We start from the raw sequence: 16,939 nt of genomic DNA on the forward strand, positions 1-16,939 counted from the left end.
GCAGCCGGCCCGGACGGGGCGGCATTATACATGCCATATCCCCCCCCCGAAGCGAGCTTTTTCGACAGGTTGTAACCCCTTCATGACCGAAATCAGCGGCGCGCGCCCTCTCCCACCCAGCCAGCCCGTTTCCCGCCCCGTGCAAAACGCGGCGGACATGGCGCTCAAACTGCTTCAGCCCCTGGACGGACTGCTGGCCGCCGGTGAAAGCGCCGACGCCGAAGTCATCGCCCTGAAGGAAACCGCTCAGAGCTTCCAACTGCTGCTCAAGCTGACCCTGGCCAATGGCACTCAGACCACGCTTGAGGCCAGCAGCACGCGCCCTTTGGCCCAGGGAAGCCTGCTCAACATCACTGCCCTGTCGGATACCCGCCTGGCCATGGCACTAAAAGGCGGCGAACGTGCCCTCGGCAGCCTCGATCTCGACCTGCTGCCGGTGGGCACCCTGGTCCAGGGCAAGGTCGTGGCAAGCGAACTGGCCACCCAGGGCAAGGCCCAGTCGGCGGTCTACAAGGTACTGGTGAACGTGCTCAACACCCCGCTGGCCGGTAGCCAACTGAACATCGAAAGCCCGCGCCCGCTGGCCATCGGCAGCCTGCTGAGTGCCCAGGTCCAAGGTAGCCAGATGCTGCAGTTCCTGCCCCTCGCCGCTCAATTGGACCAACTCGAACTCACCCAGCAACTGGCCGGGCAGCAAAGCCGCCAGGGCTCCCTCGACGCCTTGCTCGGCGCTCTGCAAAGCACCGGCCGGGAGAGCCTGCCGGAAAACCTGCGCGCGGCCATGGACAAGCTGCTTGGCGCATTGCCCGACATCCGCCAGCTTGGCGACCCCAAGGTCCTGGCAGCCGCCCTGGAGAACAGCGGTGCCCTACTGGAGTCACGACTCCTGGCCGGGCAGTCCGGCTCCCTGGCCCAGGACTTCAAGGCCAACCTGCTGCGCCTGGTCGCCCAGTTGCTGCCGTCTTTGCCTACCGCCACCAGCCTGCCGACCATCGGCACCAGCAATGCCATGGCCCAGGCACTGCCGGCGTTCATCCGCAACGCTCTGGGTGCCCTCGGCCAGGCCAATGCCCGCCAGCAGGCGCTGAGTTTCCCCCTGCCCTCGCGCCTGGCGCAGGCCGCCGAAGAAGAAGGCGACCTGGAAACACTGCTCAAACTGGCCGCCGCTGCCGTTTCCCGACTGCAGACGCATCAACTCTCCAGCCTCGCCCAGACCCAAGTGACGCCAGAAGGCAACCTGCTGACCACCTGGCAGCTCGAAGTGCCGATGCGCAACCAGCAAGACATCGTCCCGCTGCAGATCAAGCTGCAACAGGAGCAGGAAGGCCGGCAGGAAAAGAACGAGCGCAAGGAAAGTCTCTGGCGTATCGAACTGGCCTTCGATCTGGAGCCCCTAGGGCCACTGCAGGTCCAGGCGCAACTGGCACAGGGCAGCCTGTCCAGTCAGCTATGGGCGGAACGCGCCGGTACCGCCGGATTGATAGATCGCGAACTGCCGAACCTGCGTGAGCGCCTTCAGGCCGCGGGCCTTACCGTCGGCGAACTGGCCTGCATCCAGGGCCAGCCACCGCGCGGGCACCGCACCACACTCGAACAACGCTGGGTGGATGAGACCGCATGAGCAAGAGACCGCGCCAGGCCATTGCCCTCTCCTACGACGGTACAAGCGCCCCCAACCTGACCGCCAAGGGCGACGACGAACTGGCCGAAGCCATCCTCGCCATCGCCCGCGAGTACGAAGTGCCCATCTACGAGAACGCCGACCTAGTACGTCTGCTTGCACGTCTGGAACTGGGCGATGCCATCCCCGAGCCGCTCTACCGCACCATCGCTGAGATCATTGCATTCGCCTGGTACCTGAAAGGCAAATGCCCGGACGGCTTCGACCCCGATGCCGAACGTGATGTCACCCCTGCCCTGCCACTGCTCAACGGTCCGGGTTACTGAGTACCAGGCGTTCCCCCGCCAGTCCCTTACCCTGGGGGAAGTCCTGCAATTGCCACGCAAAGTACCCTTCGCGGAAATAGAACACCTGCCGATAGCCCCAGCTGACGGCCATCTTCACCGCCTGAGCACCGTGGGGGCAGACCTCGCTGTCGCAATAGATCACCAGGGGTATCTGGCGCGGCCATTGTGGCTGGGCCAGGTCACTGAACCGATCGAGCAGGTCAAGGTGCAGGGCGCCATGAATATGGCCCCAGGTCCACTCGCGCGTAGGCCTTACATCGATGAAGATCGCGCCGCGCTCATACAGGTAACGTGCCTGCAACACGTTGACCGTCATTGCGCCCTTTACTTCCATGGGGGCTTCCTGGGCCTGCAGGCAGGACATCAGGCATAACAACAGAACTGGAAGCAGACGCATCGCCGGACCTCCCCGGAGAGAAGCCCCGGAATTTCAGCTTAGGTCAAGCGCATAGCCAAGAATTGGAACGATTGGAACGGACGGCGATAGCGCTAAGAACAGCTCGCGCTAAAGCAGCTGACGGAAAGTGAGGTTGCCCGTGCATGAGTGGTGGCCAGCGCAACCCTCGCTGCCGGTATCAGTCATGCTCCGACTTTGCCTGATGGAGCCTGCTCACCAGTTCGGCTTCGGCCTTGGTCAGCCCACAGGAATGGGTGAGGTCATCGACGCTGGCGCCGAGACCTACCAGACGCGCCGCCTGGGAGAAGGAAAGGCTCGTGGGGTCGCGCTGCTCCATCCGGCTCAGTTTGTCCGGCAGCGGAGCCACTACGCGACGCAGCTCCTGAAGGTCTTCGCCCATACGCACGCTGCCGTCGAAATAGGCTTCGAGACGGCGCCCCAGCTCCTTGATCTTCTGGTCGCGCACTGCGTCGCGCTTGGCCTGCGCCTCCACTTCCTGGCGCAGGCGCTTGGCCAGCCAGTAGCAAGTCGCGCCCAGGCCAGCGCAGGCCAGGGCCAGAACCACCGCGAGCAGTGCAATCCAGATCAACTCAGATGCTCTCCAGCTCGGACCACTCTTCCTCGCTCATCATCTTGTCCAACTCGACGAGGATCAGCAGTTCGCCGTTCTTGTTGCAGACGCCCTGGATGAACTTGGCGGATTCGTCGTTACCGACGTTGGGGGCGGTCTCGATCTCCGACTGGCGGAGGTAGACGACCTCGGCCACGCTGTCGACGAGGATGCCCACCACCTGCTTGTCCGCCTCGATGATGACGATGCGGGTGTTATCGGTCACCGGCGCCGGGCCAAGGCCGAAACGCTGGCGGGTGTCGATCACCGTCACCACGTTGCCACGCAGGTTGATGATGCCCAGCACGTAGCTCGGGGCCCCCGGTACCGGAGCGATTTCGGTGTAACGCAGAACTTCCTGCACCTGCATTACGTTGATGCCGTAGGTTTCATTGTCCAGGCGGAAAGTCACCCATTGCAGGATGGGATCTTCGGCACCTTGAGCGGACGATTTCTTCATGTTCCCTAGCCTCTCTTGAGCCACCCTGGGCGGCGTACGCGGGTTAACCCGCTGTTGTGTTCATGGAGCTCCGTACGGCACGGAGCCACCCCTCAATTAAGTGACATGCGCTTGATGGCGCCGCTGGCGATCAGCTCGGCGAGGGCCGAGACGTCCAGCAGCGCACACATGTGTTCGATTACGGTACCGGCCAACCAGGGCCTTTGGCTACGCTGGCTGCGCCATTTGATTTCGTTCGGGTCCAGGCGGATGGAACGGCTGACCTGATGAACCGCCAGCCCCCACTCGTAACCCTGCACCGAAATCACGTACTGCAGGCCCTCGCGGAAGTCGTCACGGTAGCGCTCGGGCATGACCCAGCGCGCGGTATCCAGCACTTTGAGGTTGCCCGCCTGGCACGGCAGTATGCCGAGGAACCAGTCCGGCTGTCCGAACAAGGGCGTCAGCTCCTGACCGGCCAGAGGGTAGATGGAGCCAAGCGACACCAGCGGAACGGCCAGTGTCAGTCCGGCGACATCGAACAGCAGGCACTCGAAAGGTTCTTCACCCCACGCGGGCCGCCCACCGGCAACGAGCGCGGGAACATCTGAATGGAGCGCGCCCGGCATGCCGAGCTCTACCAGCGGCTCGACGCGCGCCTGCGCGAGTTCCGGCGCGGTCACAACCTCAGCCGGCACAAGCACTTCGGGCTCCAGGACCAGCAGCGGCTCTACTTCCAACTCCGGCGCAACCGGGATCGGAGTAGCCAGCGGCGCCGGCGCTGCCTCCAGCACGTGAGTCAGGCGTGCGTCACGTACCTGTTCTTCCAGCACCGCGGCTTCGAACTCTTCCCGGCTGATGCTTTCCGCCAGCTCGACTGAAGCCTCTTGCAACAGCGCATCCAGGTAGGACTGCAGAGCCAGTTGCGGGCGGGTAGCTGTGGCGAGAGGACGACTCATGTTGGGAACCCACGGAATTGATCTGTAGAGCCTATCGGCAGGCGGCACACTTCACTTGAGCTCCAGCAGTCGGCGTTGCAGCGCATCTCAGGCCACCTGGGTGGCCAGTTGCTGGCTGAGCAGGTGCTTGAGCAAAGCGCGGTAGGCAATCACGCCGCGGCTGTTGGAGTCGTACTGCGACGGCGTGACGCCGGCGCGACTGGCATCGCGCAGTCGGGTATCCACCGGAATGTAGGCCTGCCAGAGATTCTCCGGGTAGTTGTTGCGCAGCACTTTGAGGGTATTGAGCGACGCCTGGGTCCGACGGTCGAACAGCGTCGGCACGATGGTGTAGGGCAGAGCCTGCTTGCGCGAGCGGTTGATCATGCTCAGCGTGCTGACCATGCGTTCCAGGCCCTTCACTGCAAGGAATTCGGTCTGCACCGGAATCACCAGCTGCTGGCTGGCCGCCAGGGCGTTGACCATCAGCACCCCGAGCAGCGGCGGGCTGTCGATGATTGCGTGGTCGAACTGCTGCCAGAGCTGCGCCAGGCTCTTGGCGATCACCAGACCGAGGCCATTCTGCCCCGGCGATTGGCGCTCGAGGGTCGCAAGTGCGGTACTGGACGGTAGCAGCGAGATGCGCTCGTTGCTGGTCTGCAGCAGCAGCTCGCGCGGCAAACCATCGGGCACGCTGCCCTGGTTGAGGAACAGGTCGAAGCAGCTGTGTTCCAGCGTGTCCGGATCATGCCCGAAATAGCTGGTCATCGACCCGTGGGGGTCGAGGTCAACCACCACGACGCGCTTGCCGGCATCGGCCAGCAGACCTGCCAGGGCGATGGACGTGGTGGTCTTGCCGACTCCACCTTTTTGGTTGGCTACTGCCCAGACTCTCATCTTCTTCATCCTCCCGGCTGCGCTGATGCACCGAGACTTTCAACCTGCCCTATGGGGCAGGTGACGGGGAATTGACGGCACCCGCTGCAGGGGCCTGTGCTGGCGCTGCTGGTGCAGGTTGCGTGCCAGCCCTCTGCAGCGCGGCATCCGGCTTGGCATTGGCGCTACCGACGCCGCTGACACTGCGGCGCACATCGAGATTGCGGGAGATCACCAGCACCACGCGCCGATTGCGCGCGCGCCCTTCGGCCGTGGCGTTATCCGCAACCGGCTGGAACTCACCATAGCCCACCGCTGCCAGGCGGCGGGGCGCCAAACCGTCCATGGCCAGCATGCGCACGATGCTGGCGGCACGCGCCGTGGAAAGCTCCCAATTGGAGGGGAACTGCGAGGTGGCGATGGGCAGGTTGTCAGTGAAACCTTCGACGTGAACAGGATTGTCGTAGGGCGCCAGAATCCTGGCGACTTTCTCGATCAAGGTGAAAGCCACGTCATTGGGAACGGCGTCACCACTGGGAAACAGCAGACTGGAGTTCATCTCGATCTCCACCCAGAGTTCGTTACCGCGCACATTCAACTGCTCGGATTTGATCAAGTCGCCGAAGGCATCGCGTACGCTCTGGGCGATCTCTTGCAGCGGATCGGCACCCGGATCGTCGATCGAGCTCTGGCTACGCTCGCTCTCTTCCACCATGCTGCGGTCAGGCTCGGTGGTACGCGGCTTTTCCTCGCCTACCGGGATCGGCTTGATCGAGCGGTCGGGCTGGTTGAACACGCCGACCAAGGTTTCCGAAAGGATCTTGTACTTGCCCTCGTTGATCGAGGAGATGGAGTACATCACCACGAAGAAGGCGAACAGCAGAGTGATGAAGTCCGCGTAGGACACCAGCCAGCGTTCGTGATTCTCATGCTCTTCCTGATGCCGCCTGCGCGCCATGGCCCGTTCCTCAATCCATGAAGCCTTGCAGCTTGAGTTCGATCGATCGCGGGTTCTCGCCTTCGGCGATGGAGAGGATGCCCTCCAGCAGCATTTCGCGGTAACGCGACTGGCGAATGGCGATGGACTTCAGCTTGTTGCCGATGGGCAGAAGCAGCAGGTTGGCGAAACCGACGCCGTAGATGGTAGCGACGAAGGCCACCGCTATACCGCCCCCCAGTTGGCTGGGGTCTGCCAGGTTGCCCATTACGTGGATCAGGCCCATGACGGCACCGATGATGCCGATGGTGGGTGCGTAGCCGCCCATGCTCTCGAATACCTTGGCAGCTTGCAGGTCGCGCCCCTCCTGGGTGAAGAGATCAACCTCGAGGATGCTGCGGATGGATTCCGGTTCTGCGCCATCCACCAGCAGTTGCAGGCCCTTGCGAGCGAATGGGTCGGGTTCGCTGTCGGCGACCGGTTCCAGGCCCAGCAAGCCCTCCTTGCGCGCGGTCATGCTCCAGTTCACCACACGAGTGATGCCACCGGCGAGGTCCACTTGGGGTGGAAAGAGAATCCAGCGGAAGATGGCCAGCGCTCGCTTGAAGATGCTCATGGGCGTCTGCAGGAAAGCCGCGCCCAGGGTGCCACCCAGAACGATGAGTGCCGCAGGTCCGTTGAGCAGGGCTGCGGCATGGCCGCCTTCGAGGTAATTGCCGCCGATGATGGCGACGAAGGCCAGGATTACCCCGATGAGGCTCAGTACATCCATTACCTGGGTTTCTCCATTACATGCACGCCTCGACCAGGTGGCGGCCAATATCGTCCAGGCCATAGACCGCATCGGCCAGGTTGGCCTTCACCACTGCCATGGGCATGCCGTAGATCACGCAGCTGGCTTCATCCTGTGCCCATATCTGGCTGCCGCCCTGCTTGAGCAGGCGCGCACCTTCGCGACCATCGGCGCCCATGCCGGTCAGCACCACCGCCAGGACCTTGTCATTGTAGGCCTTGGCAGCCGAGCCAAAGGTGATGTCCACGCAGGGCTTGTAGTTCAGGCGCTCGTCGCCGGGGAGGATGCGCACCACGCCACGCGTGTCGACCATCATCTGCTTGCCACCGGGTGCGAGCAGGGCCAGGCCCGGACGCAGGACGTCACCATCCTCCGCTTCCTTGACGGTAATCCGGCAAAGCTTGTCCAGACGTTCGGCAAAAGCCTTGGTGAAGGCCGCCGGCATGTGCTGGACCAATACCAGGGGGGCCGGAAAATTGGCCGGCAGCTGGGTGAGTACACGTTGCAGGGCAACCGGCCCGCCGGTGGAGGTGCCAATCGCCACCAACCGGTAGGCCTTACGCTTTGGGGCGGCGGAGGCTGCCGGCGTTGCCGGTGCAGCATGGCTGGGCTGCGCCGGGGCATGAGCCGGGCGCGCCGGGATGCTGGCGGCAGCTGCCGGGGCCGCATAAGCCGGTTGCGCCGGGGCACTGAAGCTGCTGTAGCGGCGGTTGCTGCGAGCGATGCTGTGCACTTTCTCGCAAAGCAGTTGCTTGACCTTCTCGGGGGTGCGCGAGATGTCCTCGAAATTCTTCGGCAGGAAATCCACCGCGCCAGCATCCAGGGCATCGAGAGTGACGCGGGCGCCTTCGTGGGTCAGCGAGGAGAACATCATGACCGGCGTCGGGCAGCGCTGCATGATGTGCCGCACTGCGGTGATGCCGTCCATCATCGGCATCTCGTAATCCATGGTGATGACATCGGGTTTGAGCGCCAGTGCCTGGTCAATGGCTTCGCGGCCATTGGTGGCAGTGCCCACCACCTGGATATTGGGGTCGGAAGAAAGAATTTCCGAGACGCGGCGGCGGAAGAACCCGGAGTCATCCACCACCAGAACCTTGACTGCCATAAGAAAAAAGCTCCTAGCGGGCGGCCGTTCCCGGCCACCCCAGATCAACCACGGCGTGCGTAATGCTTGAGCATGCTCGGCACGTCGAGGATCAGTGCGATACGGCCGTCGCCGGTAATGGTGGCGCCGGACATGCCCGGCGTTCCCTGGAGCATCTTGCCCAGTGGTTTGATCACCACTTCTTCCTGACCCACCAGTTGGTCGACCACGAAGCCAATGCGTTGGGTGCCCACGGAAAGGATCACAACGTGGCCCTCCCCCTGCTCCTCAACGGCGGCATCTCGCACCAGCCAGCGTTTGAGGTAGAAGAGCGGCAGGGCCTTGTCGCGGACGATCACGACTTCCTGGCCGTCCACCACGTTGGTGCGCGACAGGTCCAGGTGGAAGATCTCGTTGACGTTCACCAGCGGGAAGGCGAAAGCCTGGTTGCCCAGCATCACCATCAGCGTCGGCATGATCGCCAGGGTCAGCGGGACCTTGATGACGATCTTCGAGCCCGAGCCCTTCTGAGAGAACACGTTCACCGTGCCGTTGAGCTGGGAAATCTTGGTCTTCACCACGTCCATGCCGACGCCGCGGCCAGACACATCGGAAATCTCGGTCTTGGTTGAGAAGCCCGGGGCGAAGATCAGGTTGTAGCACTCCAGCTCAGTCAGGCGTTCGGCGGCATCCTTGTCCAGCAGCCCCTTCTCCACGGCCTTGGCGCGAAGTACGGCCGCATCCATGCCCTTGCCGTCGTCGGTGATCATCAGAAGGATGTGGTCGCCTTCCTGCTCGGCAGAGAGGACAACGCGGCCAGTGCGCGGCTTGCCAGCGGCCTCGCGCTCTTCGGGCGATTCGATGCCGTGGTCGACGGCGTTGCGCACCAGGTGCACCAGCGGATCGGCCAGGGCTTCGACCAGGTTCTTGTCCAGGTCGGTTTCCTCGCCCACCAGCTCGAGGTTGATTTCCTTCTTCAGGTTTCGCGCCAGGTCACGAACCAGCCGCGGGAAACGGCCGAAGACTTTCTTGATCGGCTGCATCCGCGTTTTCATCACCGCGGTCTGCAGGTCGGCGGTGACCACGTCCAGGTTGGACACGGCCTTGGCCATGGACTCGTCGCCGCTGTTGGAGCCCAGGCGTACCAGACGGTTACGCACCAGTACCAGCTCGCCGACCATGTTCATGATCTCGTCCAGGCGCGCGGTATCCACCCGTACGGTGGTTTCCGCCTCACTGGCCACTGCGGGGCCGGCAGCGCCATTACCAGCGGCGGCAGGTGCAGCGGACTGACGAGGTGCCGAGGCCGGCTCGGTCTTGGCAGCGGGTCTGGCAACTGGAGCTGGAGCAGCGACGGGGGAAGGACGGCTGACAGCGGGGGTCGCGGCCGGCTCTTCAGTAGCACCGTTGAACTTGCCCTTGCCGTGCAACTGATCGAGCAGCGCTTCGAACTCGTCATCGGTGATGTTTTCACCGCTCGCTGGTACGTCCGGTACGACGGGAGCGGCCGGGGCGATGGCAGCGACTTCAGCGGCGCCATTGAACTTGCCCTTGCCATGCAGCTGGTCCAGCAGGTCCTCGAACTCGTCGTCAGAAATTTCGTCGCCCGCGCCAGCACTCGCCAGGGCGCTCACCGGGGTGCTGGCCGCAACGGCGGCTTCCGGTTCAACCGCAGCTACGAACTTGCCCTTGCCGTGCAACTGGTCGAGCAGCGCTTCGAATTCGTCGTCAGTGATTTCATCGGCAGTGGCTGCAACCGGCTCAGCGGCACCACCAGCGTTATCGCCCAGCGCGTCGAGCAACTGCTCGAACTCGCTGTCGGTGATATCGGCTTTCGCTTCGACGGGAGCCGACTCCACGATCACCGGAGCAGGAGCTACCGAAGAAGCAACCACGGGCTCGGCGCCTGCCGGCTCAGCGAGACGCGACAAGGCAGCCAGCAGTTCCCGAGTCGCAGGCGTCGGTTCGCTGCGCTCACGTACTTCGCGGAACATTTCATTGACCGTGTCCAGGGCCTGAAGCACCACGTCCATCAGCTCGGCATCCACGCGGCGCTCGCCCTTGCGCAGGATGTCGAAAACGTTCTCGGCGATGTGGCAGCACTCCACCAGCGCATTGAGCTGGAGGAAGCCAGCTCCGCCTTTCACGGTATGGAAACCACGGAAAATCGCGTTGAGCAGGTCCATGTCGTCCGGGCGGCTTTCCAGCTCGACCAGCTGCTCGGACAGTTGCTCCAGAATCTCGCCGGCCTCTACCAGGAAGTCCTGGAGGATTTCTTCATCGGCGTCGAAGCTCATAAGTGGAGTGCTCCCTAAAACCCAAGGCTGGATAGCAGATCGTCGACGTCGTCCTGTCCGGACACTACGTCCTCACGTATATCGGCATGGATCTGCGGACCTTCACCCCTGGAAGGATTTTTTTGTTGTTCCAGCTCAACGCGTAGCGCGTCGTGGTCGTGCTCGATGCCGGCGTAGCGATCTACCTGGCTGGCCATCATCACCAGCTTGACAAGGTTGCTCTCCACTTCGGTAACCAGCTGGGTCACGCGCTTGATCACCTGGCCGGTGAGGTCCTGGTAGTCCTGCGCGAGCAGAATGTCGTTGAGCTTGCCGGACAGCGCATCGGTATCGCGCTGGCTGCGGGCGAGGAACTGCTCGATGCGGCGGGCCAGGTCACGAAATCCGTCCGCACCGATTTCCCGACGCATGAAGCGGCTCCATTCCTCACCCAGCTTCTGGGCTTCGTCGCTCAGGCCGTTGAGCAGTGGCGCGCTTTCCTCCACCAGATCCATGGTGCGGTTGGCGGCCTTCTCGGTCATTTGCACCACATAGGAAAGACGGTCAGTCGCATCGGCGATCTGCGACATTTCCTGGGCATGGGGCAGATGCGGGTCGATCTGGAAGTTGACGATGGCGTTGTGCAACTCACGAGTGAGCTTGCCGACTTCCTGGTAGAGGCCGCGATCACGGACGTGATTGAGTTCGTGGATGAGTTGCACGGCGTCGGTGAAGTTGCCTTTCTCGAGGCTATCCACCAATTCCCGCGCACGGACTTTCAGGGTCGACTCGAAGTCTCCCAGCAGGTGTTCTTTCTGGTCCATGGTGCCCTCGCGGCTGACATTCAGCCGTTGACCCGCTCGAAGATCTTCTCGATTTTTTCTTTCAGGACCTGGGCAGTGAAAGGCTTGACCACATAGCCGTTCACACCGGCCTGGGCCGCTTCGATGATCTGGTCGCGCTTGGCCTCGGCAGTCACCATCAGGACCGGCAGGTGCTTAAGGCGCTCATCGGCGCGTACCGCGCGCAGCAGATCGATACCGGTCATGCCAGGCATGTTCCAGTCGGTCACGAGGAAGTCGAAGTTTCCGCTGTGCAGCATCGGCAGGGCCGTGGTGCCGTCGTCCGCTTCGGCGGTATTGGTGAATCCCAAGTCGCGCAAGAGGTTCTTGATGATGCGTCTCATCGTCGAGAAATCATCAACGATGAGGATTTTCATGTTCTTGTCCAAGTCGACCTCCGTACAGTCTCAAACGCCCCTCTTGCCGGGGACGCCATTCAAATCCGAAAGCGGTGTACCGCTCAGCGCGCGCGCCATTCGCCCAGCCGTGCGCGCAGACGTGCCGCGCACTGGCTATGCAACTGGCTGACTCGCGACTCGCTGACCCCCAGCACTTCACCGATTTCCTTCAAGTTCAGTTCTTCGTCGTAATACAGCGCCAGCACCAGGCGCTCACGCTCCGGCAGGTTCGCGATGGCATCAGCCAGCGCGGCCTGGAAACGATCTTCTTCCAGATCATGGGAAGGCGAGAATTGGGTGACACCGGCGTCCTCGTGCACGCCGCCCTGCTCGCCGTCCTGCAACAGGTCGTCGAAGCTGAACAGGCGGCTGCCCAAGGTGTCGCTCAGGATGCCGTAGTAGTCTTCGAGACTCAATCCAAGTTCGGCAGCAACTTCCTGATCTTTAGCGTCACGGCCAGTTCTGGCCTCGATGGTGCGGATCGCATCACTCACCATGCGCGTATTGCGATGCACCGAGCGCGGCGCCCAGTCGCCCTTGCGGACTTCGTCGAGCATGGCCCCGCGGATGCGGATGCCGGCGTAGGTTTCGAAGCTGGCGCCCTTGCTGCCGTCGTATTTCTTCGAGGCCTCGAGCAACCCGATCATCCCGGACTGCATCAAGTCTTCCACCTGAACGCTGGCCGGCAGGCGCGCGAGCAGGTGATAGGCGATGCGCTTGACCAGGGGGGCATAGCGCTCGATCAACTGATGTTGCGAATCCCTTGCCTGTGCCTTGCCGTACATACGCAGCCCCGTGGCGGGTGTCATACAGGGGTTTCCGCAGACGGCTGCCGGACCAGCCGCTCGACGAAGAACTCCAGGTGGCCCCGCGGATTGGCCGGTAGCGGCCAGCTGTCGACCTTCTGCGCGATGGCCTTGAAGGCCAGGGAGCACTTCGAACGCGGGAAGGCTTCATAGACCGCGCGCTGCTTCTGCACGGCCTTGCGCACCGACTCGTCGTAGGGCACGGCACCCACGTACTGCAGGGCGACGTCGAGGAAACGGTCGGTAACCTTGGTCAGTTTGGCGAACAGGTTGCGCCCTTCCTGCGGGCTGTGGGCCATATTGGCCAGCACGCGGAAGCGGTTCATGCCGTAATCGCGGTTGAGCAGCTTGATCAGCGCGTAGGCGTCGGTGATGGAAGTCGGTTCGTCGCAGACGACCACTATCACTTCCTGCGCTGCCCGGACGAAGCTGACCACGGAATCGCCGATGCCGGCGGCGGTGTCGATCACCAGCACATCGAGGTTGTCGCTGATTTCACTGAATGCCTGGATCAGGCCGGCGTGCTGCATGGGCGAAAGCTGCACCATGCTCTGGGTGCCGGAGGCGGCCGGGACGATACGAATGCCCCCCGGTCCCTGCAACAGCACGTCGCGCAGGTCGCATTCGCCATTGATCACATCGGCCAGGGTGCGCTTGGCGGTGAGGCCGAGCAGGACGTCGACGTTGGCCAGGCCGAGGTCGGCGTCCAGCAACATGACGCGACGGCCAAGATCAGCCAGGGCCAGCGAGAGGTTCACGGACACGTTGGTCTTGCCGACGCCGCCCTTGCCGCCGGTCACCGCGATCACCTGTACGGGATGCATACTACCCATTTCAAATACCTTGCCTTAGGGGCCAGTTGGCGGTCCAGCACCGCCCCCCGAGGAGGCGGTTCACAATTCTTCAACCGGCGCGGCGCGCCGGATTCTGGTAAAGCCCGGCGAACAGGTCAGCCATGGCTTCTTCACTCGGGTCCTCCGGAGCCTGGAGGCTGACCGCACGGCTCACCAGTTGGTGGCTGCGGGGAACCTGCAGATCATCCGGGATTCGCGGGCCGTCGGCCAGATAGGCTACCGGGAGATGCTGGCCGATAGCCAGCCCCAAAACCTCGCCCAGGCTGGCCGCTTCGTCCGCCTTGGTAATGATGCAACCGACCAGGCCGCAACGCTTGTAGCTGTGATAGGCAGCCTTGAGCACCTGGCTCTGACTGGTGGCCGCCATCACCAGGTAATTCTTCGCGTTTATCGCACGGCTGGCCAGTGCTTCGAGCTGCATGGTCAGGGCCGGATCGTTGACCGGCAGACCGGCGGTATCGATCAGCACCACGCGCTTGCGGGCCAAGGGAGCCACAGCCTGGGTCAGGGACTGGCCAGGATCGACCAGGGTCACCGGCACATTGAGGATTCGGCCCAGGGTCTTGATCTGCTCCTGAGCACCGATGCGGAAGCTGTCCATGCTCACCAGGGCGACGTTTTGCGCGCCGTACTTAAGCACGTAGCGAGCAGCCATCTTGGCCAGGGTGGTGGTCTTGCCCATGCCGGCCGGACCGACCAGGGCGATCACTCCGCCCTCTTCCAGCGGTTCGGTCTGCGGGGTGCGAATGGCGTGGGACAGGTGCGCCAGCAGCATGCGCCAAGCCTGACGCGGCTCGCTGACCTTGGCCACCTTGTCCAGCAGGGCCCGGGCCAGTTCGGCCGGCAGCCCCATGCGTTGCAGGCGGCGCCAGAGGCTGGCCTGCTGAGGGCGGCGGCTCTGCATCTGGCCCCAGGCGATGGAGCCGAGTTGCACTTCAATCAGTTCGCGCAGGCCGCTCAGCTCGAAACGCATGGCATCCAGGGCAGCCTGATCCACGGCAGCGGGCTTGGGCGCGCTGACGGGCTCCGCGGCGCGGGGGACTGCGCGCGGACGACTCATGGCGGCGGCCAGGACGGATTCCGGCAGTTCGGATTCGATGGCGGTCAGCGGCTCGCCGGCGAACAATTGACGGTCCTTGCCGGCGTCAGCCTGGGCACGCGTGGTCAGCTCAGCCTGGGCTTCGGCGATGCGCGCCTGGGTCTTGCGCAATTCCGCCTCGAGGGCCGGGTTCGGCCTGCTCGGGGCTGCTGCCGGCATTGGGTAGTCCAGCGCCGCGGTCAGCTCGACACCGCCGGCGACACGGCGGTTACCGATGATGGCGGCATCCGCGCCCAGTTCATCACGCACCAGCTTCATGGCTTGACGCATATCGGCGGCGAAGAAACGTTTGACCTGCATGGCCGTTGACCTCGGTTAGTTCTGCCCCACAGTGGCAACTATGGTGACCTGCTTGTTGTCCGGTATTTCCTGGTAGGCCAGTACGTGCATGGTTGGCACGGCGAGCCTTGCGAAGCGCGACATCATCGCCCGGATCGGCCCGGCCACCAGCAGGATCGCCTGCTTGCCGAGCATCTCCTGGCGCTGCGCCGCTTCCACCAGGGAACGTTGCAGCTTCTCGGCCATTCCGGGTTCGAGGAGAACGCCATCTTCCGAACCCTGTCCGGCCTTCTGCAGGCTATTCAGCAATATCTGTTCCAACCTGGGTTCCAGAGTGATCACAGGCAGCTCCGGCTCTAGTCCCACAATGCTTTGCACGATTGCGCGGGCCAACGAGACGCGGACGGCAGCCACCAGCGCGGCGGGATCTTGACTCTTGGGCGCCATGTTTGCGATGGCTTCGGCGATGGTGCGGATGTCACGCACCGGCACCTGCTCCTGCAGCAGGGCCTGAAGTACCTTGAGCAGGGTCGAAAGCGACACCATGCCCGGCACCAGCTCTTCGGCCAGGCGCGGCGAACTCTTGGACAGGTTCTGCATCAGTTGCTGGACTTCTTCGTGACCCAGCAGCTCGTGGGCATGTTTGTGCAGCACCTGGTTCAGGTGAGTGGCGACCACGGTGCTGGCATCGACCACGGTGTAGCCGAGCGACTGCGCCTGGTCGCGCTGGCTGGCGTCAATCCACACGGCCTCCAGACCGAACGCCGGATCCTTGGCGGCGACACCATTGAGGGTGCCGAACACCTGGCCGGGGTTGATCGCCAACTCGCGGTCCGGATAGACCTCCGCTTCAGCCACGCTTACCCCCATCAGCGTCAGCCGATAGGCGTTGGGCAGCAGGTCGAGGTTGTCGCGGATATGCACCGAGGGCATCAGGAAGCCCATTTCCTGAGAGAGCTTCTTGCGAACACCCTTGATCCTCGCCAACAACTGGCCGCCCTGGTTGCGATCCACCAGCGGAATCAGGCGGTAGCCCACCTCCAGCCCCACGAGATCCACCGGAATCACATCGTCCCAGCCCAGTTCCTTGGTTTCCTGGGCACGCTGGGCCGGCAGCAGCTCCTGCTGACGTTGTTCTTCCTTCACAGCCTGATCCTTGACCTGTTTCTGCCGATGCCAGATCCACCAGGCACCGCCGCCAGCCACAAGACCCAGACCGATGAAGGAGACGTGCGGCATGCCCGGCACCAGACCCATGGCAATAAGGATGGTGGCGGACACCGCCAGCGCCTTGGGCGAGGCGAACATCTGGCGATTGACCTGCTGGCCCATGTCTTCGGAGGAAGACACTCGGGTCACCATGATGGCCGCAGCGGTAGATAGCAGCAGCGACGGAATCTGCGCCACCAGACCGTCACCGATGGTCAGCAGCGAGTAGATGCGGCCGGCGTCACTGAAGCTCAGGCCATGCTGCAGCATGCCGATGGCCATGCCGCCAATGAGGTTGATGAAGAGAATCAGCAGGCCGGCGATGGCATCGCCGCGCACGAACTTGCTCGCGCCGTCCATGGAACCGTAGAAGTCGGCTTCCTGGGAAACCTCGGAGCGGCGCTTCTTGGCCTCGGCCTGGTCGATGAGGCCGGCGTTGAGGTCGGCGTCGATGGCCATCTGCTTGCCGGGCATGGCGTCCAGGGTGAAACGCGCACTCACCTCGGAGATGCGCCCGGCACCCTTGGTGACCACCACGAAGTTGATGATCATCAAGATCGCGAAGACCACGGCACCGACGACGTAATTGCCGCCCACCACGACATCGCCGAATGCCTGGATCACCTTGCCCGCGGCGTCATGACCGTCCTGGCCGTGGAGCAGCACCACGCGGGTGGAGGCGACGTTCAACGCCAGGCGCAACAGGGTGGCGACCAGCAGGATGGTCGGGAAAACCGCGAAATCCAGGGGACGCAGGGCATAGACGCTGACCAGCAGCACCACGATCGACAGGGCAATGTTGAAGGTGAAGAACACGTCGAGCAGGAACGGCGGCACCGGCAGGGTCATCATGCCCAGCATCACCAGCACCAGCAGGGGCACCCCGAGGTTGCCACGACCCATGCCGATCAGGTTGTTGCGGACATTGCCGATCAGTTGCGTACGATCCACTGCTACTCCCCTACCCCTTTCGCGAAGCATCGCTTCGCACATCCAATCTTTTGACGCCAGGTGGCGTCGCAATCCCCTTTGTGCAAGAAGCTTTCCAACTTCGTTAAGGGGCTGAATGAAAAGGACTAATTCGGGGAATGGCCTGTAAGTGCGAATGAATTCGCCCCTACAGGATGGTGA

The 16,939-nt window shown here is 63.2% G+C and carries 17 protein-coding genes; 2 read left to right on the top strand and 15 right to left on the bottom strand.

The annotated features are described in order from the left end of the window. The first annotated feature begins 82 nt into the window (after positions 1–82). Together E8E75_RS25675 and E8E75_RS25680 are read left to right on the top strand one after the other, a co-directional pair. A complete protein-coding gene (locus tag E8E75_RS25675; protein WP_120649967.1) occupies positions 83–1,621 on the top strand; it encodes a flagellar hook-length control protein FliK in 1,539 nt (512 codons plus the stop codon). Next, on the top strand, positions 1,618–1,947 hold the full coding sequence (locus E8E75_RS25680) for an EscU/YscU/HrcU family type III secretion system export apparatus switch protein (protein WP_120649966.1): 330 nt from the start codon (positions 1,618–1,620) through the stop codon (positions 1,945–1,947). The genes E8E75_RS25675 and E8E75_RS25680 overlap by 4 nt, the downstream gene beginning before the upstream one ends. Here the strand turns inward: E8E75_RS25680 and E8E75_RS25685 are convergent. The 15 genes from E8E75_RS25685 to flhA form a co-directional block, all read right to left on the bottom strand. After that, complete coding sequence (locus tag E8E75_RS25685; RefSeq protein WP_120649965.1) at positions 1,928–2,365, bottom strand: rhodanese-like domain-containing protein; 438 nt, start codon at positions 2,363–2,365, stop codon at positions 1,928–1,930. The genes E8E75_RS25680 and E8E75_RS25685 overlap by 20 nt on opposite strands. A 178-nt stretch (positions 2,366–2,543) precedes the next feature. Continuing rightward, complete coding sequence (locus E8E75_RS25690; protein ID WP_120649964.1) at positions 2,544–2,954, bottom strand: DUF2802 domain-containing protein; 411 nt, start codon at positions 2,952–2,954, stop codon at positions 2,544–2,546. 1 nt (position 2,955) lies between these two features. Next, a complete protein-coding gene (locus tag E8E75_RS25695) occupies positions 2,956–3,435 on the bottom strand; it encodes a chemotaxis protein CheW (RefSeq protein WP_016493839.1) in 480 nt (159 codons plus the stop codon). A 92-nt stretch (positions 3,436–3,527) separates the two neighbouring features. Further along, positions 3,528–4,373 carry a CheW domain-containing protein gene (locus tag E8E75_RS25700; protein WP_120649963.1) on the bottom strand — a complete coding sequence of 282 codons (846 nt, stop codon included), beginning with the start codon at positions 4,371–4,373 and terminating at the stop codon, positions 3,528–3,530. 87 nt (positions 4,374–4,460) lie between these two features. Further along, entirely contained in the window at positions 4,461–5,249 is a 789-nt protein-coding gene (locus E8E75_RS25705) for a ParA family protein (protein WP_120649962.1), read from the bottom strand. Positions 5,250–5,298: 49 nt separating this feature from the next. Next, complete coding sequence (gene motD / locus E8E75_RS25710; RefSeq protein WP_120649961.1) at positions 5,299–6,186, bottom strand: flagellar motor protein MotD; 888 nt, start codon at positions 6,184–6,186, stop codon at positions 5,299–5,301. 10 nt (positions 6,187–6,196) lie between these two features. Beyond that, positions 6,197–6,937 (bottom strand): flagellar motor protein, encoded by a 741-nt coding sequence (locus tag E8E75_RS25715; RefSeq protein ID WP_120649960.1) that lies wholly within the window; start codon positions 6,935–6,937, stop codon positions 6,197–6,199. Positions 6,938–6,953: 16 nt separating this feature from the next. Then, positions 6,954–8,066, bottom strand: coding sequence for a chemotaxis response regulator protein-glutamate methylesterase (locus E8E75_RS25720; protein WP_153917416.1), 1,113 nt, complete (start codon positions 8,064–8,066; stop codon positions 6,954–6,956). A gap of 44 nt (positions 8,067–8,110) precedes the next feature. Then, positions 8,111–10,342 carry a chemotaxis protein CheA gene (locus E8E75_RS25725; protein ID WP_153917415.1) on the bottom strand — a complete coding sequence of 744 codons (2,232 nt, stop codon included), beginning with the start codon at positions 10,340–10,342 and terminating at the stop codon, positions 8,111–8,113. A gap of 14 nt (positions 10,343–10,356) precedes the next feature. Next, a complete protein-coding gene (locus tag E8E75_RS25730; RefSeq protein WP_120649957.1) occupies positions 10,357–11,145 on the bottom strand; it encodes a protein phosphatase CheZ in 789 nt (262 codons plus the stop codon). Between the two features lie 20 nt (positions 11,146–11,165). Beyond that, positions 11,166–11,540: a chemotaxis response regulator CheY gene (locus E8E75_RS25735; protein ID WP_003083073.1), complete on the bottom strand. Its 375-nt coding sequence runs from the start codon at positions 11,538–11,540 to the stop codon at positions 11,166–11,168. 83 nt (positions 11,541–11,623) lie between these two features. Further along, positions 11,624–12,370, bottom strand: a complete 747-nt coding sequence (gene fliA / locus E8E75_RS25740) for an RNA polymerase sigma factor FliA (RefSeq protein ID WP_028626565.1) — start codon at positions 12,368–12,370, stop codon at positions 11,624–11,626. Next, entirely contained in the window at positions 12,367–13,200 is an 834-nt protein-coding gene (fleN, locus tag E8E75_RS25745) for a flagellar synthesis regulator FleN (RefSeq protein WP_120649956.1), read from the bottom strand. Before fleN ends, fliA begins: the two co-directional genes overlap by 4 nt. A 70-nt stretch (positions 13,201–13,270) precedes the next feature. Beyond that, positions 13,271–14,620: a flagellar biosynthesis protein FlhF gene (gene flhF, locus E8E75_RS25750; protein WP_153917413.1), complete on the bottom strand. Its 1,350-nt coding sequence runs from the start codon at positions 14,618–14,620 to the stop codon at positions 13,271–13,273. A gap of 15 nt (positions 14,621–14,635) precedes the next feature. Continuing rightward, entirely contained in the window at positions 14,636–16,759 is a 2,124-nt protein-coding gene (flhA, locus tag E8E75_RS25755) for a flagellar biosynthesis protein FlhA (RefSeq protein ID WP_120649954.1), read from the bottom strand. Positions 16,760–16,939 lie beyond the last annotated feature (180 nt).

The organism is Pseudomonas sp. BN606, assembly GCF_029873115.1.
Taxonomy (GTDB): Bacteria; Pseudomonadota; Gammaproteobacteria; order Pseudomonadales; family Pseudomonadaceae; genus Metapseudomonas.